This is a genomic window from Streptomyces sp. NBC_00045 (assembly GCF_045041095.1).
GTDB lineage: Bacteria > Actinomycetota > Actinomycetes > Streptomycetales > Streptomycetaceae > Streptomyces.
The window spans coordinates 6,607,185-6,632,443 of the sequence record NZ_CP108271.1 but is presented as its reverse complement, the minus strand read 5'-3'; the positions used below and the strand labels follow the sequence as shown (position 1 = coordinate 6,632,443).

Annotated in this window: 24 protein-coding genes and 2 pseudogenes; 4 read left to right on the top strand and 22 right to left on the bottom strand. The window is 71.7% G+C overall.

Annotation, left to right across the window (positions count from 1 at the left end; genetic code table 11):
- Positions 1-88: 88 nt before the first annotated feature.
- The 3 genes from OHA65_RS30765 to OHA65_RS30755 all read right to left on the bottom strand — a co-directional run bounded on the left by OHA65_RS30765 (position 89) and on the right by OHA65_RS30755 (position 2,580).
- Positions 89-1,657 carry a hypothetical protein gene (locus OHA65_RS30765; RefSeq protein ID WP_405762864.1) on the bottom strand — a complete coding sequence of 523 codons (1,569 nt, stop codon included), beginning with the start codon at positions 1,655-1,657 and terminating at the stop codon, positions 89-91.
- Positions 1,658-1,702: 45 nt separating this feature from the next.
- Entirely contained in the window at positions 1,703-2,083 is a 381-nt protein-coding gene (locus OHA65_RS30760; RefSeq protein WP_327279394.1) for a PPOX class F420-dependent oxidoreductase, read from the bottom strand.
- Positions 2,084-2,328: 245 nt separating this feature from the next.
- Complete coding sequence (locus OHA65_RS30755) at positions 2,329-2,580, bottom strand: helix-turn-helix transcriptional regulator (protein WP_327279393.1); 252 nt, start codon at positions 2,578-2,580, stop codon at positions 2,329-2,331.
- A 65-nt stretch (positions 2,581-2,645) separates the two neighbouring features.
- On the opposite strand from OHA65_RS30755, the gene map reads away from it, so the two are divergent.
- A complete protein-coding gene (map, locus tag OHA65_RS30750) occupies positions 2,646-3,413 on the top strand; it encodes a type I methionyl aminopeptidase (protein WP_327279392.1) in 768 nt (255 codons plus the stop codon).
- A gap of 52 nt (positions 3,414-3,465) precedes the next feature.
- Here the strand turns inward: map and ggt are convergent, their stop codons facing one another.
- Positions 3,466-5,271: a gamma-glutamyltransferase gene (gene ggt / locus OHA65_RS30745; protein WP_328764237.1), complete on the bottom strand. Its 1,806-nt coding sequence runs from the start codon at positions 5,269-5,271 to the stop codon at positions 3,466-3,468.
- Between the two features lie 114 nt (positions 5,272-5,385).
- Between ggt and OHA65_RS30740 the strand changes: the two genes are divergently transcribed.
- Complete coding sequence (locus OHA65_RS30740; RefSeq protein ID WP_327279390.1) at positions 5,386-6,111, top strand: hypothetical protein; 726 nt, start codon at positions 5,386-5,388, stop codon at positions 6,109-6,111.
- On the opposite strand, the gene OHA65_RS30735 is transcribed toward OHA65_RS30740, so the two are convergent.
- The 6 genes from OHA65_RS30735 to OHA65_RS30710 are packed head-to-tail and all read right to left on the bottom strand — an operon-like array spanning position 6,071 to position 12,937.
- Positions 6,071-7,369, bottom strand: a complete 1,299-nt coding sequence (locus OHA65_RS30735; protein ID WP_405757610.1) for a cytochrome P450 — start codon at positions 7,367-7,369, stop codon at positions 6,071-6,073. The genes OHA65_RS30740 and OHA65_RS30735 overlap by 41 nt on opposite strands.
- 44 nt (positions 7,370-7,413) lie before the next feature.
- Entirely contained in the window at positions 7,414-7,923 is a 510-nt protein-coding gene (locus OHA65_RS30730; RefSeq protein ID WP_327279388.1) for a hypothetical protein, read from the bottom strand.
- The gene (locus tag OHA65_RS30725; protein ID WP_328764236.1) at positions 7,920-9,362 is read right to left on the bottom strand and encodes a HAMP domain-containing sensor histidine kinase; all 1,443 of its coding nucleotides are present in this window, start codon (positions 9,360-9,362) and stop codon (positions 7,920-7,922) included. The genes OHA65_RS30730 and OHA65_RS30725 overlap by 4 nt, the downstream gene beginning before the upstream one ends.
- Positions 9,359-10,042: a response regulator transcription factor gene (locus OHA65_RS30720; protein WP_327279386.1), complete on the bottom strand. Its 684-nt coding sequence runs from the start codon at positions 10,040-10,042 to the stop codon at positions 9,359-9,361. The genes OHA65_RS30725 and OHA65_RS30720 overlap by 4 nt, the downstream gene beginning before the upstream one ends.
- Positions 10,043-10,049: 7 nt before the next feature.
- A complete protein-coding gene (murJ, locus tag OHA65_RS30715) occupies positions 10,050-11,771 on the bottom strand; it encodes a murein biosynthesis integral membrane protein MurJ (protein ID WP_371645313.1) in 1,722 nt (573 codons plus the stop codon).
- On the bottom strand, positions 11,768-12,937 hold the full coding sequence (locus OHA65_RS30710; protein ID WP_327279385.1) for a peptidoglycan bridge formation glycyltransferase FemA/FemB family protein: 1,170 nt from the start codon (positions 12,935-12,937) through the stop codon (positions 11,768-11,770). Before OHA65_RS30710 ends, murJ begins: the two co-directional genes overlap by 4 nt.
- Before the next feature lie 215 nt (positions 12,938-13,152).
- Between OHA65_RS30710 and OHA65_RS30705 the strand changes: the two genes are divergently transcribed.
- Together OHA65_RS30705 and OHA65_RS30700 are read left to right on the top strand one after the other, a co-directional pair.
- The gene (locus OHA65_RS30705; RefSeq protein WP_371645311.1) at positions 13,153-14,376 is read left to right on the top strand and encodes an Ig-like domain-containing protein; all 1,224 of its coding nucleotides are present in this window, start codon (positions 13,153-13,155) and stop codon (positions 14,374-14,376) included.
- 124 nt (positions 14,377-14,500) lie between these two features.
- Positions 14,501-15,096: pseudogene (locus OHA65_RS30700) on the top strand (hypothetical protein); the annotation flags it as partial.
- 36 nt (positions 15,097-15,132) lie between these two features.
- Here the strand turns inward: OHA65_RS30700 and OHA65_RS30695 are convergent.
- From OHA65_RS30695 to OHA65_RS30640, 12 genes and pseudogenes are all read right to left on the bottom strand, one after another.
- Positions 15,133-16,017, bottom strand: a complete 885-nt coding sequence (locus OHA65_RS30695) for an amino acid ABC transporter permease (RefSeq protein WP_328764235.1) — start codon at positions 16,015-16,017, stop codon at positions 15,133-15,135.
- Positions 16,014-16,658: an amino acid ABC transporter permease gene (locus OHA65_RS30690; protein WP_327279383.1), complete on the bottom strand. Its 645-nt coding sequence runs from the start codon at positions 16,656-16,658 to the stop codon at positions 16,014-16,016. The genes OHA65_RS30695 and OHA65_RS30690 overlap by 4 nt, the downstream gene beginning before the upstream one ends.
- 16 nt (positions 16,659-16,674) lie before the next feature.
- Complete coding sequence (locus tag OHA65_RS30685; RefSeq protein WP_327279382.1) at positions 16,675-17,598, bottom strand: glutamate ABC transporter substrate-binding protein; 924 nt, start codon at positions 17,596-17,598, stop codon at positions 16,675-16,677.
- Positions 17,599-17,610: 12 nt separating this feature from the next.
- A complete protein-coding gene (locus tag OHA65_RS30680) occupies positions 17,611-18,354 on the bottom strand; it encodes an amino acid ABC transporter ATP-binding protein (RefSeq protein ID WP_405762861.1) in 744 nt (247 codons plus the stop codon).
- A 117-nt stretch (positions 18,355-18,471) separates the two neighbouring features.
- Complete coding sequence (locus OHA65_RS30675) at positions 18,472-18,912, bottom strand: DUF6278 family protein (RefSeq protein ID WP_327279380.1); 441 nt, start codon at positions 18,910-18,912, stop codon at positions 18,472-18,474.
- Between the two features lie 66 nt (positions 18,913-18,978).
- A complete protein-coding gene (locus OHA65_RS30670; protein WP_327279379.1) occupies positions 18,979-19,764 on the bottom strand; it encodes an exodeoxyribonuclease III in 786 nt (261 codons plus the stop codon).
- A 30-nt stretch (positions 19,765-19,794) separates the two neighbouring features.
- On the bottom strand, positions 19,795-20,427 hold the full coding sequence (locus OHA65_RS30665; protein WP_405762859.1) for an MBL fold metallo-hydrolase: 633 nt from the start codon (positions 20,425-20,427) through the stop codon (positions 19,795-19,797).
- Between the two features lie 43 nt (positions 20,428-20,470).
- A complete protein-coding gene (locus OHA65_RS30660; protein ID WP_327279377.1) occupies positions 20,471-21,067 on the bottom strand; it encodes a hypothetical protein in 597 nt (198 codons plus the stop codon).
- Positions 21,068-21,210: 143 nt separating this feature from the next.
- Positions 21,211-22,326, bottom strand: a pseudogene (locus tag OHA65_RS30655) (ROK family glucokinase); the annotation flags it as partial.
- 16 nt (positions 22,327-22,342) lie between these two features.
- Complete coding sequence (locus tag OHA65_RS30650) at positions 22,343-23,236, bottom strand: ATP-binding cassette domain-containing protein (protein ID WP_405762856.1); 894 nt, start codon at positions 23,234-23,236, stop codon at positions 22,343-22,345.
- Positions 23,206-24,237 carry an ABC transporter permease gene (locus tag OHA65_RS30645; RefSeq protein WP_328764233.1) on the bottom strand — a complete coding sequence of 344 codons (1,032 nt, stop codon included), beginning with the start codon at positions 24,235-24,237 and terminating at the stop codon, positions 23,206-23,208. The genes OHA65_RS30650 and OHA65_RS30645 overlap by 31 nt, the downstream gene beginning before the upstream one ends.
- Positions 24,234-25,214, bottom strand: coding sequence for a sugar ABC transporter substrate-binding protein (locus OHA65_RS30640; RefSeq protein WP_327279375.1), 981 nt, complete (start codon positions 25,212-25,214; stop codon positions 24,234-24,236). The genes OHA65_RS30645 and OHA65_RS30640 overlap by 4 nt, the downstream gene beginning before the upstream one ends.
- Positions 25,215-25,259 lie beyond the last annotated feature (45 nt).

The following is a 25,259-nucleotide window of genomic DNA, read 5'->3' as shown; positions in this document are numbered from 1 at the left end:
AACGTAGGCCTCGTCACACCGTGGGGCAAGAGCGCCTTGCACGGTTGGCGTAGTCGATCGAATTACGCCGTCTCCCGGTCGATTGCGATCAGGAGGCGGATGGTTTCGCAATCCGCAGGGCGTGTACGAGGTCACGGTGGTGCGTGGTGGACAGGGCCTCGGCGGCCCGGAGCAGCCGGGGAGTGAACCACTGCGGGTCGCGGCGGGCGAGCCGGACCGCCTCCTCGGCGGTGCGGACCTTGACGAACGCGCCGAGCAGGGCGTCGGCCTCGCGGGTCCGGCCCGCCCCGGCCAGGGCCAGGGCGGCATCGGCGATCTCGGCGGCGGGGCGGGCGGCCCCCTGGCGCAGCAGCGCCTCGCAGTCGGCGCGGCGCCCCGCCTCGCCGAGGGCGGCGGCCGCCGCGGCGAGCCGCTCGGGCGGGAGCGAGGCCGCCTCCCACAGCAGAGTGGCCCAGTCCGCGCCGAGCCCGGCCCGCAGCAGCTCGTCGGCCAGCCCGGGCAGCCGCTCGGGGGGCCAGGCAGCGGCCTCGCACAGCAGCACGTGCGCCTCCCCGCTGCGCCCCTCGGCCCGCAGCCCCGCCAGCTCCCGCACGAACTCGGCGATCCCGCCGCGGGCCTGCCCGTTGGGCTCCGGCGGAGCGATCCGGGCCCCGCCGACGTCCTGCACGTCCTGCACGTCCGGCACTTCCGGCTCCGGCGGGGCGGGGCGGCCCTCCGGGGCGGACTGCCCGTCGGGCCTCGGCGGGGTGAAGCGGGCCCGGCCGAGCGGGACCTCCGGCTGGGCGAAGCGCGCACCACGGGGCGGGGTGGCGGGCCCGTCCGAGTGCCCGGGCGGCGGGGTGAAGGCCGCGGGGGTGCCAGCGCCCGCGTACCGAGCCCCGCCGGCCCGCCGCGCTGTGCGCAGCCGCCGTCCCTCGGCCGGCCCGACGGGCGGCTCGGCCCGGTCCTCGCCCGCCTCCCGCTGGCGCGGCACTCCGGGCAGCGACCCGCCGTTCCCGCCCCCGGGCAGCGACCCGCTCCCCACCGGGCCCGCCGCCTCGGCGGCCCCGTCGCCGGGCGGGACGAGGGGCGAGTGCTCCGGCCACGGGGAGGCGGGGCGTCCGGCCGGCTGCGCCGTCGGCCCGTCCTGTCGAGCGGGGGTGTGCTCCGGTGCGCGTGACCGTAAGGCGTTGAGGCGGGAGGTCAGGTCGTGGTGGCGGGCGGCGGCCCTGGCCGCGTCGTCCCGGGTCCAGGCGAGTTCCGTGGTCAGCGCGTCCGCCTCGGTCCGGTCCGCCGTCGCGGCCAGCCGCGCCGTCAGCGCGTGGGCCGCGGCCTCCGAGACGGCCCGTTGCTCGGCGGCCGCCGCGTACAGGGTCCGCAGTTCCTCCGCGCCGCCCGGCAGCCGGTCCCACGCCGTGACCGCCGCGGCCCGCAGCCCGGCCGCGTACCGCGCCTCCCGCGCCGCGAAGTCGTCCCCCCTGGCTTCCGCGAGATCGCCGAGCAGCGATTCCACCACGTCCCACGGCGGCATCGCGGCGCCGTCCAGGCAGGCCCGCAGGCCCTCCGGGTCCCGCCGCAGGAACTCCCCGTACCAGCCCGTCCCCGGATCGAGTCTCTGCGTCAACCCCCGCAAGTAGTCCGAGAGTTGACCGATCGCCAGCGAAGTCGCGGTCTCCATGGCCGCATTGGATCCCACCGGTGTTACGGGCGGGCTACGGGAATCTCAAAGCTTGACGGCGATCGCGGTGTGCGGACGCTTCCCGCCCCGGGCCAACATGGCCGGCACGTCCAGCGCCCAGAACTGCCACGTGTACTTCCGCAGCATCAGCCTGCGCACCCGCTTCAGCCCCGCCTCGTCCAGCAGTCGCGCCTCGCCCTCCAGTACGACCGCCCCGGCGGCGACCCGACCGCGGACGTCACATGCACTGACGGTGACCCGCCCGTTGTTGCGGATCCGCTTCACCTTCCAGGAATCGCTGCGCGTCCACACGTACAGCTCGCCGCCGTCGGCCACCGCCCACACGGGTGTCGCGACGGGCGTGCCGTCCTTGCGGAACGTGGTGAGGCTGACGTACTTGCCCTGGTTCAGCTCATCGAGAGTCATCCCGGGAGCCTACGACGGCACCCGGATTCCTGGCCCGGTCGGGCCCCTCCGGCACCGTGCAGGTGGCGAGCAGCAGACCGGCCGCGAGCAGGGCACCGAGGAGTGCGAATCCGAGCTGTTGGGATGCGTTCGAGGCTGACACGCCTTCACGCTTGCCCCGCTCCCGCCCGACCCCATCGCCGATTGGGCCGTTCGGCCCGCCGGCCCGCCCGAAAGAACCCGCAGGTCCGCGGGCCGGACGGGCGTCAGGCGGGTATGAAGGAGCAGCGGCGCAGCACATCGTCGAGGGACAGACCGAGCGCCTCGGCGAGGGCGGCCACGGTGAAGAACGCCGGAGTCGGCGCGCGGCCGGTCTCGATCTTGCGGAGGGTTTCGGCGGACAGCCCGGCGCTCGCCGCGACCTCGACCATGCTGCGGCCGCCGCGGGCCTCGCGCAGTAGTGCGCCCAGGCGCTCGCCGCGCTCGCGCTCTTCGGGGGTGAGTGGGGTGCGGACCATGTCCACCATCCTACCCCCTCCCCCAATAACTATCCCGTTAAAGTTATACCGGTATAGTTATTGGCATGGTGGAACTGAAGACGACAGAATCGATCGAAGCAATGCGTGCCCCGGGCCGGGTGGTCGCCCGCACCCTGGCCGCCGTACGGGAGAGCGCCCGGGTCGGGGTGTCCCTGCTGGACCTGGACCGGGCGGCCCGCGGGGTGCTGGCGGAGGCCGGCGCGAGCTCGCCGTTCCTCGGCTACCGGCCGGAGTTCGCGCCGGTGCCCTTCCCCGCGGTGATCTGCACCTCGGTCAACGACGCGATCGTGCACGGCGTCCCCGACGGCTACCGGCTGCGCGACGGCGACCTGGTCAGCATCGACTGCGGAGCGAAGCTCGGCGGCTGGGTCGGGGACGCGGCGGTCAGCTTCACGGTCGGCCGGCCGCGCCCCGCCGACCTTCGGCTGATCGAGACCGCCGAGGCGGCCCTCGCCGCCGGCATCGCCGCCGCGCTGCCCGGCAACCGGATCGGCGACATCGCCCACGCCATCGGCACGGTCTGCCGCTCCGCCGGCTACGGCGTCCCGGACGGGTTCGGCGGCCACGGAATCGGCCGCAGCATGCACGAGGACCCGGGCGTGCCCAACGAGGGCCGGCCGGGACGCGGCATGAAGCTGCGCCCCGGCATGGTCCTCGCGATCGAGCCGATGCTGGTCGCCGGCGGTACGGACGACTACCGGTGCGACGGCGACGGCTGGACCCTGCGGACGGTCGACGGCAGCCGCGCCGCGCACGCGGAGCACACGGTCGCGATCACCGCCGACGGTCCGAGGATCCTCACCACCCTCTGACGGCCCCCGTCAGCCCCGGCCGGCCCCGGTTCGGCCGTGGCCGGCCCCGGTCCTACGGTTTGCCCTGCGGGTGGACCACCATCGCCGAGCCCCCGCCCCGCCGGCTCGTCTCGGCCGCGGCCAGCCAGCGCCCGTCCGGGAGCCGCTCGACCCCGGTCGCGGCGCCGATCTCCGGGTTCTGCCGGAACGCCTGCCCCAGCGCCTCCAGTTGGGCGCGCAGCGGGCTGTTCCACAGGGCCGGCTCCAGCTCGGTGGTGGTCTGGTTGCGCTGGCTGGCCCGCGGCGCCGCGATGGCGTCGACCAGCGGCAGCCCCCGGTCCAGGTGTCCGATCAAGGTCTGGAGGACGGTGGTGATGATGGTGGCGCCGCCCGGCGAGCCCACGGCGAGCACCGGGCGCCCGCCGTCGAGCACGATCGTCGGGGACATGGACGAGCGCGGCCGCTTGCCGGGGCCGGGCAGGTTCGGGTCGGGGACCCCGGGGACCGCCGGGGCGAAGGAGAAGTCGGTCAGCTCGTTGTTGAGGAGGAAGCCGCGGCCGGGGACGGTGATCGCGCTGCCGCCGGTGGACTCGATGGTCAGGGTGTAGGAGACGACGTTGCCCCAGCGGTCGGCGACCGTCAGGTGCGTGGTGTTCTCCCCTTCGTACGTGGTCGGGGCGGCCTGGCCGGAGCCGCCGCAGGCCGCCGGGTGGCGCGGGTCGCCTGGGGCGAGCGGGCTGGTCAGCGTCCGGTCCGGGGCGATGAGGCAGCCGCGCGAGTCCGCGAACTCCTGCGAGAGCAGTTCCCGCGTGGGCACGTTCTCGGCGGCCGGGTCACCGACCCAGCGGCCGCGGTCGGCGAACGAGATCCGCGATGCCTCGATGAACCGGTGCAGGTACTGGGTCTCGGACAGCTTCGAGAGGTCGGTGCGCTCCAGGATGTTGAGCGCCTCGCCGACGGTGGTGCCGCCCGAGGAGGACGGCGCAATGCTGTACACGTCGAGGCCCCGGTAGCCCACCCGTGTCGGGGCCTGGCGCTTGGTCTCGTACGCACGCAGGTCGCCGCCGGTCAGGTCGCCGGAGCGGACGATGCGGGTGGCGGCCGGGTCCACGGGGGGCTTGCGGACGGCACGGACGATGTCCTCGGCGATCGGGCCCCGGTACACGGCGCCGGTGCCCTTGCGGGCCAGTTCCGCGTACGTCGCCGCCAGGTCGGGGTTCTTGAAGGTGGAGCCGACCACCGGCAGGGCTCCCCCGGGCAGGAACAGCTTCCTGGTGTCGGGGAAGTCCTTGAAGCGGTCCTGGTTGAGCTCCGTCTGGGCCCGGAAGGTCTGATCGACGGTGAACCCGTCGCGGGCCAGTTTCTCGGCGGGCCGTAGGAGTTGGCCGAGCGGGCGGGTGCCCCAGGCGTCGAGGGCGCTCTTCCAGGTGGCCGGCGTGCCGGGCACGCCGACGGAGCGGCCGCTGGTCTGGCCCTGCTCGAACGGGATGGGGACCCCGTTCTCCTGGAACAGGCCGGCGGTGGCCGTGGCGGGGGCGGTCTCGCGGCCGTCGATGGTCTGCACCCGGCGGGACTTGGCGTCGTAGTAGACGAAGTAGCCGCCTCCACCGATACCGGCCGAGTACGGCTCGGTCACCCCGAGCGCTGCGGCCGTCGCGACGGCGGCGTCCACCGCGTTGCCTCCGGAACGCAGGACGGCGATGCCGGCGGCCGACGCGTCGGCGTCGACACTGGCGACCGCCCCGCCGTACCCGACGGCTACCGGGACCTTGGCGGGAGCTCCGCCCGGCGTCTGCGACGGCGGGGCCGCGGCGCCGGTGGACACCAGCGCCCCGGCGAGGGCGGCGAGCGCTAACTGACGTGTGGCGGAACGACGCATCCAAACCTCCAGTCGACGGCCTGTCGGACCCCACCGGACAGGCCTGAACTCGGCACTGTAACTTCACCGCACCCCCCGCGTCAGGAACACCGCGTGCGGGCTAGCATCCGGCGCATGAACGACGACGTGCGCAACATCGTGCTCGGGGTGGTGGCCACCGCCATCAGCGGTGGCTTCGGCTGGTTCAGCCGGACCTACCTGTGGCGCCGTACGCTGCGCCGCAAGCAGGCCTTCTTCGGACTGCCGACCGGATCCGACTGCCTGTTCGTGGTCAACCGGCAGATGGGCGGCACCGAAGGGTCGGTGCACCGCAACGACGCGTTCGCCCTCCTGGAGATATCCGCCCTGATCAAGGACTGCGGGGCGAACCTCCAGATCGTCTCGCACGACTCGGTCCGCCAGGGCTTCGGGGAGCGCGCCGAGTTCTGCGTGGGCGGCCCCGTGTCCAACGCGCGGACGGCGGCCCATCTGGCGTCCATGCTGCCGGGCGTCCGGGTCGACCTGTCGACCGAACCGGGTCCGGACCGCGGTGCGATCCGGGTCGGCGAGGAGACGTACCGCTGGCAGAAGGGCCAGATCGACCACGTGCTGCTGGCCCGGCTGACGACCGGGCCGGGCAGCCGGCCGGTGTTCCTGGTGTCCGGACAGACCGCGATCAGCAACCAGGCGGGCGCCCGATTCCTGGCGCGCCACCACACGGACCTGGCGCGCCGCTACCGCGGGGACTCCTTCTGCGTCGTGCTGAAGGTCAACAACTCGGATGCGTACGGCCCGGACGTGGTCGAACTGCTGGCGGACGTCACCCGGCAGGCCCGGACACCCGCAGCGGCAGCCGCGTGATCCCGTTGATGAAGTTCGACACCAGCCGGCGCGGCGGGCCCGCGAGTTCCGGAGCGGGCATGGCCGCGCGCCACTCCTCGTAGAGCACGCGCAGCTGGAGCCGGGCGAAGTGGGCGCCGAGGCAGACGTGCGGGCCGTCCCCGAAGGAGACGTGCGCGTTGGGCGTCCGGCCGAGGTCCAGGCGCTCGGGGTCGGTGAAGACGCGCTCGTCGTGGTTGGCGGAGGCGTGGAAGACCACCACCTTGTCCCCGGCGCGGATCCGCTGTCCGGCGAGTTCGGTGTCGGCGGCGGCCGTGCGGCGGAAGCTGAGCACCGGCGGGTGGACGCGCAGCAGTTCGTCCACGGCGGTGTGCAGCGGGACCCGGCCGTCGGCGAGGCGCCGGTACGCGTCCGGGGCGCCGGCCAGCGCCAGCAGGCCGCCGGGGGCGGCGCTGCGTACGGTGTCGTTGCCCGCGACGGTGAGCAGGAAGAAGAACATCTCCAGTTCGGCGGGGTCCAGTCCGGCTTCGGCGAGCGCGGTCATGACGTCGTCGCCGGGGTGGGCTCGTTTGTGGGCGGCCAGTTCCCGGGCGTACGAGAACATCTCGCCGAGCAGCGCCGGGGAGCGCGGATCGAGGGGCTTGCCGTCGGCGCCGAGCAGGGGCTCCGGCGCGTCCTCGGGATCCTGGTAGCCGATGATCCGTACGGTCCACTCCAGCAGCAGCCCCCGGTCGGCCGCCGGAACGCCCAGCAGGTCGGTCAGGTTGAGCAGCGCGTACTCGTCGGTGACCGTGCGGACCAGGTCCGCGGCGCCGTCCTCGGCCTGCGTCCGGGCGGCGGCGAGCAAGGTGCGGGCCCGGTCGCGGACCCGGCCGGCGAAGGCGTCGACGCGGGCGGGGGTGAACGCGCGGGAGACCAGCCGGCGCAGCCGCCCGTGGCCGCCCGCGGTCTTCGCCGGATCCTGGTTGAGCATGGTGCGCCGCAGGAACGGCAGGTCGGCGGGGTCGGGGTCGCGGATCTGGGTGGCGCCGAGCCAGGAGGAGTACGTGGTGTGGTCGCGCAGCACCCGGACCACGTCGGCGTGCCGGGTGACCGCCCAGAAGCCGGGGCCGGCGGGCCAGCCCAGGACTTCCGGCTCCGCCTGCCAGGCGACCGGGTGCCGCTCCCGCAGCAGCCGGTAGCTCTGGTAGGGGATCCCTTCGGCGTAGATCCGGGGGTCGAAGACGTCGGGCACGCGGGGGTCGGACGCGTGGGCGGCGGGCACGGCGGCGGGGTCCATGGGGTCACCGTGGCCGGAGCACCGGCCCCGCCGCAAGGGGACGATCAGCGGTCGAGGTCGCAGCGGGCGGGTCCGGCCGAGGTGTCGGGGCCGCGCAGGACCACCGCGTAGTTCGGATTGGGGGAGGCCGCCGTGCACACGAGTTGGCGGCGGGCCGTCTCGGACAGGCCTGTGACCGCGAACGGCACCCGGACCTCCATGGTCTCCCCGGACACGATGTTCACCGAGAGGCCGAAGGGGGGCTTCTTGTCGGCCGGCGCGGGCACCCGGGTCTCCAGACCCGCGGCCTTCTCCGGGTCGAGGGGGCCCATGAGCAGCCGCGCGAGGAGGAACAACGCCGACTCCTCGGGCTGATCCGTCTCCGGTACGGGGGCGAGCCGCCCGTCGGACGTCACGTAGTACACGGTCCCCTTGGTGCCGGGGCCGGGCACGAGCACCTTCGCGGCGGCTCCGCTCTCGATGACCCCGGTCGGCTTGATCCCGCAGCCGGCGAGCAGCGGCCCGCCCAGCAGCAGGGTGGCGGTGGCGGCCGCGGCCGTCCGCATGCGACTCATGCGTCGGCCTCCAGCGGCATGTCGAGCGTGAACACGGCTCCCTTGGCCGGCCCGTTCGCGGCGCACAGGGTACCGCCGTGCAGCCGGACGTTCTCCAGGGTGATGGCGAGGCCGAGGCCGCTGCCCGCGGAGCGGGTACGGGCGGCGTCGGCCTTGTAGAACCGGTCGAAGATGTGCGGCAGCACCTCGGGAGCGATGCCTGGCCCGCTGTCGGCGACTTCGATCAGCAGGCGGGGCCCGCCGGGCCGTGGTTCGGTGCGCACGGTGACGCGGACCGGGGCGCCGCCGTGCCTGAGGGCGTTGCCGACGAGGTTGGCGAGGACCACGTCGAAGCGGCGCGGGTCGAGTCGGGCGCGGACCTGCGAAGGCAGTTCGGTGATCACCCGCTCGTCGTCCCAGTGCCGCAGCTCAAGGGTCTTGCGCACGGCTTCGGCCACGTCCACGTCGTCGAGGTTGAGCTCGGCGGCGCGGGCGTCGAAGCGGGAGATCTCCATGAGGTCCTCGACGAGCACGGCGAGTTTGCCGGTCTCGGCACTGACCAGCCGAAGGGCGGCGGCCGTGTCGGGATCGAGGCGCTCGGCGTCCTCGTCCAGGACCTCGGTGACGGCAAGCATCCCGGAGAGCGGGGTGCGCAGTTCGTGGGAGACGTCGGAGGCGAAGCGGCGGGCCCGGGCCTCCGCGTCCCGCAGTTCGCTCACGGACCGTTCGAGGGCGCGGGCGGTCTCGTTGAAGGTGCGGGCCAGTCCGGCGAGCTCGTCGGCGCCGCGGACCTCGATCCGGGTGTCGAGGCGGCCGCGGCCGAGGCGCTGGGCGGCGCGGCGCATGTCCCGTACGGGGCGCAGCACGCTGCGCGCGGCGAGCAGGGCAGGGATGACGGCGATGGCGAGGCCCGGGACGGCGCCGCGCTTTGCGGCTTGGACCATGGCCTCGACGGTCTTGCCCTCGGTGGTGAGGGGCATCGTCGCGAAGAGGACCAGGCCGGTGGGTTCCCGGACGTCGTTGTGGAGCCAGACGGCGGGCATGCCGACGGCGAGGTAGGGGTTTCCGGAGGCGTCGGTCACCCGCTGGAAGGCGCCGTGCGGATGGGCCGTCACTTGGCGGCGGAGCTGCTCGGTGACCACGGTGGAGGTGGGCGCGGTGGTGTTGGAGGCGCGCAGGGTCCCGTACTCGCCGAAGATGCTCCACGGGTGCGGCTTGCCGCGTTTGCCCAGGTCGTTGACGACGCGCTGGAGCTGCGCCTGGTCCAGCGGCAGTTGGAGGGGCTGGGTCTCCACCTGGTCGCGCAGGGTGCTGACGGCGGTGTCCTGGCTCTGTTTGAGGACGGCGGTGCGGGCCTGCTGGTAGGTCAGCGCGGCCGTGGTCACCGCGGTGATCGCGGCGACGAGCAGGAAGGCCGCGATCAGCCGGGTGCGCAGCCCGAGGGGCGCGATGCGCCTCACAGCGGCCCGAACCGGTAGCCGAATCCGCGCACGGTCTGGATGTAGCGGGGGCTGCCGTCGACGTCCTCGATCTTGGTGCGCAGGCGGCGTACGCAGGCGTCCACGAGCCGGGCGTCGGCGTGGTAGCTGTGGTCCCACACGCATTCGAGGAGCTGCTGGCGGGAGAAGACCTGCTCGGGCGAGGCGGACAGGTGCAGCAGGAGCTTGATTTCGCTGGGGGCGAGGGGGACGCGTTCGCCGTTCTTGGCGACGGCCAGCCCGGCGCGATCGATGGCGAGCTCGCCGTGGAACTCGATCTCGGGTCGGCTGCCCGCCGGGGTGCCGAGGCGGCGCAGCACGGCCTTGATGCGGGCCTCTATGACCTCGGTGCGGGCGGGTTTGACGATGTAGTCGTCGGCGCCGGCCTCCAGGCCGACGACTATGTCGAAGTCGTCGCCGCGGGCGGTCAGCATGATGATCGGGAGCTGGCTGGTCTCTCGTATGCGGCGGCAGACCTGGACGCCGTTCATCCCGGGCAGCATGAGGTCGAGCAGGACCAACTCGGGGACGAAGCTCGCCATCAGCGCGAGGCCCGCCTCGCCGGTCTCGGCGGCGGCCACCTCGTGGCCGCGGCGGCGCAGGCCGAGGCCCACCCCTTCCCGGATGGAAGGGTCGTCCTCGATCAGCAGTACGCGTGGCATCCGTTCATTATCCAAGGTGACTCGAACTCTTCTGCTCCTGCCGACGGCCGAGTTTCCGGCGCAGTGGGTCCAGCAGGTCGGTGATCTCCGTCAGGCCCAGCGGCCTGGCGAGGACGACGACGACGAGCGCGAGCGCCGCGGTTCCCGCGCCGATCGCGGCGAAGTCGCCGAGGCCGTCAGCGGCCAGGGCGGCCGCGTACCCGGCGGCGGCGCCGGGCAGGCAGGCGATCAGCAGCCGCAGGTGGGTGCGGACCGCGGTGGTGCGCCGCTCGGTACGGGTTCCCGTGCGCGGGCCGAGCCGGCGGGCGAGGGTGTGCGCAGTCACGGCGAGGCCGGCGAACAGGGCGACGGAGTAGGCGCCCGCCATGCCGGTGACCGCCCAGCGCGCCGGCAGCAGGAAGTAGGCGGCGGCCGACAGCGCGGCCCACAAGCCTGCGATGACCAGGTTCAGGAAGAACGGGGTGCGGGTGTCGGAGAGGGCGTAGAAGGCGCGCGAGAGGACGTACTGGCCGGAGAAGGCGATCAGGCCGGGTGCGAAGGCCGTGAGCATGCCCGCCATGACCTCGATGTCGGCGGCGCCGGTGCGCCCGTACCCGAAGACGCTGCCCATGACCCAGGGGGCGAGCGTGGCGAACAGCACGGCGGCGGGGACGACGAGGGCGGCGCTGGAGCGCAGCGCGTACGAGACGTCGCGGCGGACGGCGGCGAGGTCGCCCTCGGCCGCCGCGGAGCTCATCCGGGGCATCAGGGCGGTCACGAGGGAGACGGTGATGATGCCCTGCGGGACGATCCACAGCTGGTAGGCGTTGCTGTAGGCGGTGTAGCCGGCGCCTCCCGCGAGGCCGGCCTCCACGGCGTGCCGTCCGGTGGCGGTGGAGAGCCGGGTGACGACCCAGTAGGCGATCTGGTTGGTGAGGACGAGCATGACCAGCCAGCCCGCATTGCGCAGCGGGCGGGCGAGGCCCTGGCCGCGCCAGTCGAAGCGGGGGCGCCAGCGGAAGCGGGCGGAGCGCAGCGAGGGGAGCAGTGCGAGGGCCTGGATGACGATGCCGGCGGTGGTGCCGAGGCCCAGCAGCCGGGTCTCGTCGGCCGTCAGGCCCTGCGCACCTCCTTGACCGCCCTGGGAGAGGTAGAGGAAGAGCCCGAAGACGCCGATGATCACGAAGTTGTTGAGGACGGGGGTCCACATCATCGCGCCGAACCGGCCACGGGCGTTCAGGACCTGGCCGAGCAGGGTGAACAGCCCGTAGAAGAGGATCTGTGGGAGGCAGTACCGGGCCAGGGCTACGGTGGTGCTCGCCTGGCTGCCGGTGTAGGGCGTGTACGCGGACACGATCAGCGGTGCGGCCAGCACGGCGACGGCGGTCAGTACGACGAGCGCCGCGGTGCAGGCGGTCAGCAGCCGGTCGGTGTAGGCGGCCCCGCCGTCCTGGTGTTCCTTGGCGGCCCGGACCAGTTCGGGGACGAAGACGGCGTTGAGCGCGCCCCCGATGAGCAGCATGTACAGGATGTTCGGGACGGTGTTGGCGACGGCGTAGCCGTCGCCGAGCAGCCCGGTGCCCAGTGCGGCGACGACGACGGCGGAGCGGACGAAGCCGGTGGCGCGGGAGACGATCGAGCCGGCCGCCATGAGCGCACCGCTGCGCAGCACCGAGGTCTTCGCCGGTGCCGGGCGGGTCGCGCCCCCGACGGACGGGCCGGGGGCCTCTTTGGTGTCGGTGGTGGTCACCGGCGGGCCATGTAGGCCTGGAAGGCCTTGTACAGCGCCGTGTTGGTGTAGCCGTCCATCGGGGTCTCCCACTCGCCGAGCGTTTCGACGACCTGCCCGCCGGTGCCGAGCTTCCAGCGCAGCAGCCCGAAAGATCGTTCGTCGGGGTCGAGAGTGGAGGGTACCCCGCGCATGTCGTACTCGTCCGCCCCGAGGATGTGTGCGTCCCGCATCATGCGCCACTGCAGGGCGTTGCTGGGGCGGACCTCGCGGCGGTGGTCGGCGGAGGCGCCGGTCTGGTACCAGACGCGGCTCCCTGCCACGATCATGGTGTGCGCGGCGAGGATCTCGCCCTGGTGGATGCCCAGGTACAGGCGCATCCGGCCGGGCGACTCGGCGTTGAGGGCCTCGTACTGCTGCTGGTAATAGGAGAGCGCGCGGCCCAGACGGAAGCCGTCGCGCTCCTCGGTGATGCGCAGCAGCCGGTAGAACTCGGGAAGGTCGGCGGCGGTGCCGAGGATCGTCTCCACGCCGGACTTCTCGGCCTTGCGCACGTTGCGCCGCCACTCCTGGTTGAGGCCGGACCACAGCTCGTCGACGGAGCGGCCCGCGAGCGGCACGCGGAAGACGTGGCGCGGCTGGGCGTCGCCGTCGTCCTCGCCGCCGCAGCGGGTCCAGCCGCGGGTGCGCAGCCGGTCGGCGAGGGCCGCGCCGACCGGGTCGACCTCGGTGGCGAGCACGTCGGACACCTGTCGGCCGGGGCCGGTGCCGGACTTGACGGCGGCGGCGTCCCAGCGCCGGTAGGCGGGCGTGGGCCCGATCCGGACGGCGAACGCGCCGGCCGCGCGCAGGTGGCGCTTGAGGGGATCCAGCCAGCGGTCGATGTGGGGGTCGGACCAGTCGGCGACGGGACCCTCGGGGAGGTAGGCGAAGTATTTCCGGGTGCCGGGGAATTGGCGGTAGAGCACCAGCCCTGCACCGGTTATCTCCCCGTCGGGGTAGTGCCATCCGACCCGCTCCGAGCGCCAGAGGTCCTTTACCTCGGCCCAGGACGGGTACTGGAGAAAGCTTGCATTCCGGTTTCGTGAAAGGAAGGCGTGGTATTCCGGAACGGACAGCGAACGCACACTCAGCTCCCGCTCGGGGGACTGGTTTCGCTGGGCGGGGGTCACGAGCAGTGCGCACATGGCGGATCGGCCTTCCTGTACGTCCGGGAAGCAGGACGCACAGGACTCTCACAGGCGTCCGTGACCGCCGTGCGCGGCGATTATGACCGGACGATGACCGTTTTGCTGCGGTCCACGTCACAACCGAAAGTCAGATATTTTCGGCGGATTGCGCAACCTACAGTCGTGCCGTTCGCATCTCCTTTTGCGAACGATCATTACTTGGAGGGGTTTCGTTGAGCCGCACACGCCGTATCGCACGCAGTCGCCACGCCATGCTGGCCGGGACCGCACTCATGGCCGCCGCGCTGACCGCCTGCGGGGGCGGAAGCGGCGGCGGGAACGACTCCGGCAAGGCGGAGATGAAGAAGAAGCCGGACATGGCCATGTCCGTGAACCTCACGGGCGATCAGGCCAAGCCCGGCGAGCCGGTGAAGGTGACCCTCGCCGAGGGCAAGCTGGCCCTGGTGAAGGTGTCCGACGGCAAGGGCAACGAACTGCCCGGGAAGATAGCCGACGACGGCAAGTCGTGGACCTCCGAGCGCAACGCCTCGCCGGGCACCGACTACAAGGTCGAGGCACAGAACACCGACAGCCAGAGCGCGAACGCCCAGTTCAAGACCGTCGCCGCGGACAAGGTGAACAAGGTCACGATCAACCCGGGCAAGGCCAACCCGGTGGTGGGCATCGCCCAGCCGGTCTCGATCGTCTTCGACAACCCGGTGAAGAACAAGGCCGAGGTCGAGAAGCACCTGAAGGTCACCACCTCGAACAACACCGAGGGATCCTGGGGCTGGTTCAAGGACTACACCGGCAACGACCGGGTGGACTGGCGGCCGAAGGAGTACTGGAAGTCCGGCACCGAGGTCAAGGTCGAGATGAACCTCAACGGGGTGGACTCGGGCCAGGGCGGCGGGATGTTCGTCAAGGACTACGACACCGCGTTCAAGATCGGCAAGGACCGCCGGCTCCAGGTCGACCTGGACACCCACAAGATGACCGTGACCGAGGACGGCCAGGCGGTGAAGACCATCCCGATCTCGGCGGGCACGCCCGGCGGCCAGAAGGCCTCTTGGTCCGGGAAGATGGTGCTGATGACCAAGGAAGGCACCATCCGGATGGACTCCCAGACGGTGGGCCTGGGCGACTCCTACGACAAGATGGTCGACTACTCGATGCGGGTGACCTGGTCGGGCATGTACATCCATGCCGCGCCGTGGAACAACGGCAACTTCGGCCGCGCCAATGCCAGTTCCGGCTGCGTGGGGATGAGCGACTCCGACGCGAAGGCGCTCTTCGCCATGGCCCAGGTCGGCGACCTGGTCGAGGTCACCGGGGACGGCTCCAAGGGCAAGGCCGAGATCGGCAACGGCTACGGCGAGTGGAACCTGTCCTGGGACGAGTGGAAGGCCAAGAGCGCCCTGGCCGCCGCGGGCAACGCCACGCCGCAGAACGGCTGATCCGCGGCCGTACCGGCGGCAACCGCCCTGGACCCGGCCCCCGACCGGGCGACGCCCGTAACCCACCACCCCGCCCCCGACCGGCGCCCCGTCGGAGCTGGTTTCCACGGCACCCCCGGCTCCGGCGGGATCACCCTCAACCGATGCGTCCGCCGTCATCGACCGGGGCCCGGCCCACGCCCCCGTCGAGGCGGACCACATCGACCCGGGCGGGCTCTCGTACGGCGCCGGCATCAGCCCGCTGGCCTCCGCGCACGACCCGCGCACCAGGGCCGTGGGCGCGCTCAGCGGCTGGGCCGACCCCATCGAGTCGATCTGCTCGGGCCGCACCGAGCACCTCCGGGCCGCCGCCGCGCTCGGCGGCGCCGGCTACCCGGCCGGCCGTCCCGGCCCCGAACTGAGGCAGGTCCTCGGCCACTTCCTCGGCTCCCGGCCGGACCGGGAACCGCAGACGATCGAGCTGGGCAACGTCTGGGGCGACGCCGGCTTCCCGCCCCACCCGTACGCGCGTACCCGTACGACGTCGGCCCGCTCGGCATCGACAAGCTCGCCAGCAACGCCCCGTACACCTTCCACGAGGAGCCGCGGGGCAGGGCCCACCTCGTCATCGACACCGTCGACCCCCTCGACATCGAGCACGACCCCACCGGCGCACAGCTGACCTTCTGCTCGCCGCGCACCGATCCCTCGTACGTCTCGGTACCTCTGCGCGAGCAGTGATCTGCGGCTGCTGCCGGACGGGGCGGCTCTTCGGAGCTACCGTGAACCGCCCGGCAGCACCGTTCCGGGTTGCGGCGCGGGCAGGTCGACCGCCTCGGTCTTCACGCTGCGCCGCTCGAACCGCGCCACCCAGCCGGCGAACCAGGAGAGCAGCATGCACATGCCGATGTAGATCGGAGAGATGATCATCACGACGGGGATGAACGGCAGGTCGTAGTCGAGGTTCGAGGCGATCAGCTTGCCCGCGTGCAGGAACTCCTCGTACGTGATCAGGTAGCCGAGCGAGGTGTCCTTCAGCGCCACCACCAGCTGGCTGATGATCGTCGGCAGCATCGCGCGGACCGCCTGCGGGGCGAGCACGAACGTCATCACCTGGGTCTTGCGCATGCCCAGCGCGTACGCCGCCTCGCGCTGGCCCCTGTCGACCGAGTTGATGCCCGTACGGAAGACCTCGGCGAGCACCGAGCCGTTGTACAGGGTCAGCCCCGCCACCAGCGCCGGCAGCGGCTGGACCTTCAGCGCGACGAAGATGAAGAAGATCATCACCAGCACGGGCATGGCCCGGAAGAACTCCACGCACAGCGTGGCCGCCCAGCGCAGCGGCCGGTGTACGGAGAGCCGCCCGGCCGCGAGCACCGCGCCGAGGACTACGGAGAACACCGAGGCGTACAGGAAGGCCTTGAGGGTGTTGCCCAGCCCCCTGAGCAGCAGTTCCTGGATGCCCTTGTAGGTGAAGGGGCCCCACTTGGCGGCGGTGAACTGCGCGGTGTCGAACAGGAGGTAGAGGATCCAGGCGAGCAGGCCGAGGATCACCACCGTGGAGATGATCCCGTAGAGGAAGTGCCGGCGCCGGGCCCGCGGGCCGGGCACGTCGTAGAGGGCGGTGGACTCCAGCTCCCCGTGGAGCGCGTGCGCGGTCATCGGGTGATCCCCCAGCGCTTCTCCAGCACGTTGAAGAGCGCACTGATGGACAAGGTGATGATCAGGTAGCCGACGGCGATCCAGACGAAGGTCCACACGATGCTGTAGCCCAGCTCGCTGAGGGTCTTGTAGGTGCCCAGCAGCTCGTTGACGCTGAACGCGCCGGCGATCGCCGAGTTCTTGGCGAGGGCGATCAACGTGGAACCGATGGGCGGGATGACGCTGCGGAAGGCTTGCGGAAGGACCACCCCGCCGAGGGTTTGGGTGAAGGTCATGCCCAGGCTGCGGGCGGCCTCGCCCTGGCCCTTGGGGATGGTGTTGATGCCCGAGCGCAGGACCTCGCAGATGAAGGCGGAGGTGTAGCAGCCCAGCGCGAGGATCGCGAACACCTGGAAGGGCAGGACCAGCCCGAAGCGCGGCAGGCCCAGCAGCACCGCGAAGAACAGCAGCGTGAGCGGGGTGTTGCGCAGCACGGTCACCCAGACCGTGCCGAAGACCCGGAAGGAGCCGACGGGCGCGACGCGGAAGGAGGCCATCACGAAGCCGAGGACCAGGGCGAGGAGCGAGGCGTAGACCGTGAGCTCGACCGTCCCGAGGAAGCCCTTCCCGTAGAGAGCGAAGTTCTCCGTGAGTACGTCCATGGTGGTGGGCTCTCCCTCAGCTCGCCGGGTAGCGGTCGATGGCGGGCGGTTTCGGGGCGGGCACGCCGGAGAGGCCGAGCGTGGCCTCGTACGCCTTCTTCCAGTCGCCGTTCTCCTCGTGCTCCGCCAGGGCGTCGTCGAGGGCGAAGCGCAGGGCGTTGTCACCGCGCGGGACACCGATGCCGTAGGGCTCCTGCGAGAAGGGCTTGCCGACCACCTTGAGCTCGTCGGGAACCTTGGCCGCGTAGCCGAGGAGGATCGAGTCGTCGGTGGAGACGGCGTCCACCTGGTAGGTCAACAGGTTGTCCACGCAGACCGAGTACGTGTCGTACGCGACCAGGACCGCCCGGGGGTAGTCCTTCTGCAGCCGCTGGTACGGGGTGGAGCCGGCGGCGGAGCAGACCCTCTTGCCGGCGAGGTCCTCGGGGCCCTTGATGTCCTGCTCGTCCTTGCGGACGAGCAGGGACTGGCCGGCCATGAAGTACGGGCCGGCGAAGCCGACCTGCTTCTTGCGGTTGTCGTTGATCGTGTAGGTGCCCACGTAGTAGTCGATCTGACCGTTCTGCAGGGCGGTCTCCCGGTTGGCCGAGGCGATCGTCTTGAACTCGATCGTCTTGGGGTCGAAGCCGAGCGAGGCCGACATCATCTTGGCGATCTCGACGTCGAAACCTGAGTATCGGCCGCTCGCGGGGTCCTTCTCCCCCATGTACGGCTGGTCCTCCTTGGCTCCGATCACCAGGTGGCCGCGCTTCTTGGCCTTCTCCCAGGTGGGCGACTGCGGCAGCTGGAAGCCCGTCGCGACCTTGTACACGGGCAGGTCCTCGGGCTGCGGGCCCTTGACGGGAGGGCTGCCTTCCTTGCCGCAACCGGCGAGGGCCGCCAGCAGTGCGGCGACGAGCAGGAGGCGGGTGCGCAGCAGCGCGCCGCGTGTTCGCTTCATCGGCCCCGCCCCTCAGTGCTTGAGGATCTTGGAGAGGAAGTCCCTGGCCCGCTCGCTCTCCGGGGCCGTGAAGAAGGCCTCCGGGGCCCGGTCCTCGACGATCCTGCCGTCGGCCATGAACACGACGCGGTTGGCGGCGGACCGGGCGAAGCCCATCTCGTGGGTGACGACGACCATGGTCATGCCCTCGGCGGCGAGCTGCCGCATGACCTCCAGCACCTCGTTGATCATCTCCGGGTCGAGGGCGGAGGTGGGCTCGTCGAACAGCAGCGCCTTGGGGTTCATGGCGAGGGCGCGGGCGATCGCCACGCGCTGCTGCTGGCCGCCGGAGAGCTGGGCGGGGTACTTCGGGGCCTGGTCGGCGAGTCCGACGCGGGCGAGCAGCTCCCGGGAGCGCTTGTCGGCCTCGTCCTTCTTGCGCTTCCTGACCTTGATCTGGGCGAGCGAGACGTTGGCGAGGACGGTCTTGTGCGCGAAGAGGTTGAAGGACTGGAAGACCATCCCCACGTCGGCGCGGAGCGCGGCCAGCTCCTTGCCCTCGTCGGGCAGCGGCTTGCCGTCGAGCCGGATCGTGCCCAACTCGATGGTCTCCAGGCGGTTGATGGCCCGGCACAGCGTCGATTTCCCCGAACCGGACGGACCGATGATCACGACCACCTCCCCGCGGCCGACGGTGAGGTCAATGTCCTGGAGGACGTGCAACGCCCCGTAGTGCTTGTTGACGTTCCGCAGCTCGATCAAGGGATCGACGGCCATGCCTGCCCTGCCCACCTGTCGGAGTGTCGAGGTCAGCGCAAACTATCCAGCGACGGAAGGGCACTTCCGCTCGACACGCCTAAAGGCGACATAAAGATCAATCGGGGCAGTGGGAGGTCAGCCCTCGGAGGCTTCGGCGTAGGCCTGGGAGAGCTCGGGGGAACCCGTCATGGCCCAGGACACCCCCGACTCCACCACGTTCAGCTCACGGCCCGAGGCCAGGCGGATCACCGGCTGGCCGTTGGGCCACACCTGCCAGGCGGCGCCCAGCCTGGTCCGGATGATCACCGTGCCGAGGTAGAAACCCGCGTCGTTGCCGAGCCAGGGCACCACCTCGGGGTCCCGGCGCCAGCGGGGCATCAGCTGGTCGAGCGCCTCCAACGAGGCCGGACTCCCGTCGAGTTCCAGCCCGGCCGCCCGCGCGTGGACGCGCAGCATCTCGCATTCCGAGAACAACTCGTTGACGTTCTCGGGGTCGTCCGCGAGGGCCGCGGCGAGCCCCGCACCCCGTTCCGTTTCGTGCCGGTTCAGCCAGTTGTCCAGGAAGGGGATGTTCATACCGACCAGCCTGGCACCAGGATCCCGCGCTGGCCACAGGGCGCGCGGGATCCGTCCGCGGACCCCCTAGGCGTCCAGCGCCAGGTCGACGACCACCGGGGCGTGGTCCGAAGCGCCCTTGCCCTTGCGCTCCTCGCGGTCGACGTAGGCGTCGGTGACGGCCTTGGTGAAGGGCTCGTTCCCGTACACCAGGTCGATGCGCATGCCGCGGTTCTTGGGGAAGGCGAGCTGACGGTAGTCCCAGTACGTGTACGGGCGGTCGTACTTGAGCGGGCGCGGCAGCACGTCGGCGAGCCCCGCGGCACGCAGTGCCTCCAGCGCGGCGCGCTCGGCGGGGGTCACGTGGGTCAGACCCTCGAAGACCGCCGGGTCGTACACGTCCTCGTCGGTGGGGGCCACGTTGAAGTCGCCGAGCACGGCGAACGGGCGCGGGCCGGCAGCCTCTTCTGCGACGGCGGTGGTCAGCGAGCGGAACCACTCCAGCTTGTAGCCGTAGTGGTCGTGCTCGACCTCGCGGCCGTTCGGCACGTACACCGACCACAGGCGCACCCCGCCGCAGGTGGCGGAGATCGCCCGGGGCTCCTGGACGCCCTCGTAGTCGGGGCCGCCGGGCAGGCCCAGCACCACGTCCTCCAGGCCGACCTTCGAGATCAGGGCCACCCCGTTCCACCTGCCGGTGGCGTTGACGGCCGACTCGTATCCCAGCTCGCGCAGCTCGGCGTGCGGGAACTGCTCCGCGGAGCACTTGGTCTCCTGGATGCACACGACATCGGCGGCGGAGCTCTCCAGCCAGGCCAGCAGGCGGGGCAGCCGGGCGGTGATCGAGTTGACGTTGAACGTGGCGATACGCATGTCGACCAACCTACCGCCCGGCACCGACAGTCACAGTTCGGCCGTGTCCCCGGCGGCGAGCCGGCCGTGGTCGGTGCCGCCCAGGGCGGCCAGGGTGTGGTCGTAGACGGGCCGGGCGATGTCCGAGAGGTAGGCGTCGTGGATGTCGATGGCCCTGCGCGGCTTGACCTCGCGCAGGTAGTCGATCACCTCGGCGACCTTGTTCCAGGGCGCGTGCACCGGGAGCATCAGGGTGTCCACGGGCACCTCGGGCACGGTCAGCGCGTCACCGGGGTGGAAGAGCGAACCCTCCACGAGGTAGCCGACATTGGTGACCCGCGGGATGTCCGGGTGGATCTCGGCGTGCAGCTCGCCGTGCACCTGGACCTCGAACCCGGCGGCGCTGAAGGCGTCCCCGTGGCCGACGGTGTGCACCCGGCCCGGGTAGGCCGGGGCCAGCCGCTCCGCGACGCTGCGCAGCGTCCACAGCGCGGCCGCCGGATTCGCGTCGAGGGCGGCGCGCAGCCGGCCCTCGTCGAAGTGGTCGGGGTGCTCGTGCGTGACGAGCAGGGCGTCCGCCCCGAGCCCCGCGTCGGGCTCGCTGAAGGCGCCCGGGTCGATGACGAGCACGCGCCCGTCCTTCTCCAGTTGGACACAGGAGTGCAGCCGCTTGGTGAGCTTCATGATCCCAGGCTAGCGGCGGGCGGAGGCGCGGCGGAGGGTTCCGCTACGGGGTCGCCGTGGACACCACGTAGACCCGGGGCTTCGCCGGGTCCGTGAGGTCGACCGTGACGTCCCGGGTGGGGCGCGGGCCGGGCTGCTCCAGGGTGGTGCCGTACCAGGCGTTGTTCGGGCCCCAGCTCCAGCCCGCGACCGCGGCGTCGTGCGCCCCGATCGAGACCTCGCGGGTCAGCCCGGCCCGGCTGGTACCGACCTCGGCGAGGAAGGCGTCCAGGTCGGCGGGGGTGACCGCGAACTGCACGTACAGCCGGCTGGTGCGCCAGTTGTTGGTCTCCAGGAATCCGACCCGCCAGGCCTTCGGCGGGATCGGCACCTCGTAGATGCTGCGCTGCACCTTGGAGGGCCAGCCCGGGCGCACCTTGGTCGCGCCGACCTTGGCCGCCTTGTCGCGCCCGCTCTCGCGGCTCTGCTGGGCGGACACGGCGAGGTAGCCCGCGGGCACGCCGACCAGCAGCAGGATGATGATCGCGGTGATCCAGCGGCGCCGGACGACGTGCTTGCGGTCCTCCACCGGGAGGGGGCTGCCGGGAGTGCCCCCCTCGTCGGGGGCCGGTGCCTGGTGGGGCAGGGAGGGCGGTGTCACTGCGCGCCTCCGTCGGGGAGGTCCGCGGGCCCGGGATCGGCGGCCTCGGCGGCTTTGAGCTCGGCGGCTTTGAGCTCCGCAGCCTTGAGCTCCGCAGCCTCGGCCGCCTTGCGCTCCGCCGTGGCCGGGGAATCGATCAGGCCCCACTGCGCGTAGCGCTCGTAGCGCTCCACCCGCCGGCGCGTGGCACGGCGGAAGCGGCGGGCGACGAGCCGGGCCAGGTCGGCGGCGCCGACCATGCCCGCCTCGGGGCCGAGCTGGGCCTTGGCGATCCGGGCCTCGGGCCGGTAGCCGCGGCCGGTGAGGTGGCGCCGGAAGGCGTCCCGGGCGGGGCCGATCAGCAGGTCGTCGGCGGCGCTGACGCCGCCGCCGATGACGAAGCAGGACGGGTCGAGGGCGGCGGCGAGGTTGGCGATGCCGACGCCGAGCCACTGGCCGATGTCCTGGAGGAGCTCGATGCACATCGCGTCGCCGTCGCGGGCCAGCTCGGTGATGAGCGGCCCGGTGATCTCGGAGACGTTGCCGCCGACCTTGGCGATGATGTTGTACGCGACCGGGGAGTCCGCGGCGGCCAGCTCGCGGGCCTCGCGGACCAGGGCGTTGCCGGAGCTGTACTGCTCCCAGCAGCCGCGGTTGCCGCACGGGCAGCGGTGCCCGCCGGGCACGACCTGCATGTGGCCGAACTCGCCGGCGACCCCGAAGCGGCCGCGCTTGACCTGCCCGCCTTCGAGGATGGCGCCGCCGATGCCGGTGCCGAGCGTGATCATGACGAGGTGGTCCTCGCCGCGCCCGGCGCCGAAACGCCATTCGGCCCAGGCTGCGGTGTTGGCGTCGTTGTCCACCATGACCGGGACCGCGAGCCGGGACTGGAGCGCGTCGCGCAGCGGCTCGTCGCGCCAGGCCAGGTGGGGTGCGAACAGGACGCGCGAGCGGTCGGCGTCGACCCAGCCGGCCGCACCGATGCCCACGGCGTGGACGTCGTGCCGGTCGGACAGGTCGAGCACCAGCTCGACGATGGTGTCCTCGACGACCTTGGGGCTCTTGGACTTGTCGGGGGTCTCGGTGCGGATCTTCTCCAGGATCACCCCGTCGGCGTCGACGACACCGGCCATCACCTTGGTGCCGCCGATGTCGATGCCGACGGTCGGGACGCGCGGGGCGGTCAGGTGCGACCGGCGCTCACGGGTCCCGATGGTCCGCAGGACGGTGCCTCGCGCCGACCCCCGGTGGGAGAGCGTGAAGTCCCGGTACGTGCTCATCGAGTCGTGTCGTCCCTCAGGGTGTGGTGGTGCCGGATGCCGAATCGGCTGCTCCGGCCGGGTGGTCCGGTCCTGATTCTGCCACCCGCTCCAGTTCGTGGCTCAGCTCGTCCAGCTCGGAGCCTCCCGCCATCTGCCGGGTGAGCTCGTCCAGGGTGATCGAGTCGCGGGTGTGGCCACCGGCCATGGTGCCGCGCTTGAGCAGCACGAACCGGTCCCCGACCAGGTAGGCGTGGTGCGGGTTGTGGGTGATCAGGACCACGCCGAGACCTGCGTCACGGGCCGCGGCGACGTACTTCAGGACCACGCCGGACTGCTTCACGCCGAGGGCGGCGGTCGGCTCGTCCAGGACGAGGACCTTCGCGCCGAAGTAAACGGCGCGGGCGATGGCCACGCACTGCCGCTCGCCGCCGGACAGGGTCCCGATCGGCTGGTCGACGTCGCGCAGGTCGATGCCCATGCGCAGCAGCTCGGCGCGGGTGGTCTCCCGCATGAAGTCGACGTCGAGGCGGCGCAACGGGCCGCGGCCCTTGGTCGGCTCGGAGCCGAGGAAGAAGTTCCGCCAGACGGGCATGAGCGGGACGACCGCCAGGTCCTGGTAGACGGTGGCGATGCCGTGGTCGAGGGCGGCGCGCGGGTTGGCGAGCGCGGTCTCCTCCCCCTCGATCTCGAAGCTGCCGGCGTCGTGCCGGTGCAGCCCCGCAATGATCTTGATGAGGGTGGACTTGCCCGCGCCGTTGTCACCGAGGACACAGGTGATCTCGCCGGAGTGGACCTCCAGGGAGACCCCCTGGAGGGCGCGGATGTTGCCGTAGAACTTGCTGACGTCGGTCAGCTTCACGAGGGCCGGGCCCTCGCCCTTGGTCACTGCGCTCACGGTCACTTCGCCTCCGCCCGCTTGCGGACCCATGCGTTGAGCAGCGTCGCGAGCAGGAGCATCGCGCCGAGGAAGAACTTGAACCAGTCCGGGTTCCACTGGGCGTAGACGATGCCGTTGCTGGTCATGCCGAAGATGAAGGCGCCCACGGCCGAGCCGATGGCGGAGCCGTAGCCGCCGGTCATCAGGCAGCCGCCGATGACGGCCGCGATGATGTAGAGGAACTCGTTGCCGACGCCCTCGCCCGACTGGACGACGTCGAACGAGAAGAGGATGTGCTGCCCGGAGATCCAGGCGCACAGGGCCACGCCCATGTAGAGGCCGATCCGGGTCTTGACGACCGGGACGCCCGTCGCGCGGGCCGCGTCCGCCCCGCCGCCGACCGCGAAGATCCAGTTCCCCGCGCGGGTGCGCAGCAGGATCCAGGTGGCGACGGCGACCAGCGCCAGCCACCACAGGATGGTGACCTTGAGGGTGACCGAGCCGATGTTCCACTGCGAGGCGAAGAGCGCACGGGCGGAGGAGAAGCCCTCCATGTCGGCGATCGTCTTGGTCGACACGGAGCCGCTGATCAGCTTGGTGAAGCCGAGGTTCAGACCCGTCAGCATCAGGAACGTGCCGAGCGTGATGATGAAGCTGGGCAGCCGGGTACGGGTCAGCATGAGCCCGTTGAAGAACCCGATGGCCAGGGTGACCAGCAGGGACACCCCGACGCCCACCCACACGTTGGCGGTCATCTGATAGCTGAACATCGAGCTGACCAGCGCAGACGTGGTGACCATGACTCCGGCGGAGAGGTCGAACTCGCCGCCGATCATCAGCAGGGCCACCGGGCAGGCCATGATCCCGATGGTGGAGGCCGAGTACAGGATCGTGCTCAGGCTGGACGCCTGCAGGAAGCTCGGCGCGGCGAAGGAGAAGAAGACGAAGACGGCGGCCGCGCCGACGACCGCGCCCAGCTCGGGGCGGCCGAGCAGCCTGCGGACCAAGGAGGTGGGGGCGAGCCGCTCGTCGACGGCGCCTGCCGTGCTCATCGGCTGCCCCGCTTGATGAACTCCTCCAGCTTGGCCGCCTCGTCGGCGGTCACGATCTGCGGGCCGGTGAGCACCGGGCGGCCGCCGCCGAGCACGTCCGCGTTGTAGCGGTACAGCCAGAGCAGGTCGATGGCTTCGTAGCCCTGGAGGTAGGGCTGCTGGTCGACGGCGAAGCCGAGGGCGCCGGACTTCAGGTCGCGGGCGACGGACTCGTTGAGGTCGAAGGTGTCGACCTCCGCCTTGCTGCCCGCGGCGTCCTTCGCCTTGACCGCCGTCGGGGCGAAGGGGGCGCCGAGCGTGACGATCGCGTCGACGGAGGGGTCGGCCTGGAGCTTCGCCTGGATGGCCGCCTGGACGGAGGGCATGTTGGTGCCCTCGACGTACAGGTTCTCCATGGTCCCGCCGAACGTCTTCTTCGCCCCGGCGCAGCGCTGCTCGTGGCCGACGTTGCCCTGCTCGTGCAGGACGCAGACGGCCTTCTTCTTCCCCCGCTTGGTCAGCTCGCTGCCGACCGCCTCGCCGGCGATCTGCTCGTCCTGGCCGATGTGGGTGAGGGCGCCGTACTCCGCGGACTGCGCGGATCCGGAGTTGACCGTGATCACCGGGATGCCGGCCTTGACCGCCTTGCCGATGACGTCCTTGAGCGCCTCGGGCTTGGCCAGGCTCACCACGATCCCGTCGACCTTCTGGTCGATGGCGTTCTGCACGAACTGGGCCTGCTGCTGCGCCTGGTCGTCGTGGGCGTAGACGAAGTTGATGTTGTCCTTCGCCGCGGCCTCCTTGGCGCCCTTCTGGACGATGTCCCAGAAGGTGTCGCCGTCTCCCGCGTGGGTGACCATCGCGAAGGTCCAGCGCGGGGTGGACACGGCGGGCCGGCCCGCCTGGGCGGCCTTGGCCCGCTCCTCGGCGCGCTTGCCGCCCGTACTGCTGCAGCCCACGAGGGAGGCTCCCAGTACCGCCGCGAGCACGGCGCCCACGACGCGCACCCCTGTCCGAACCCTAGCCACGTCTGCGTGCCCTTC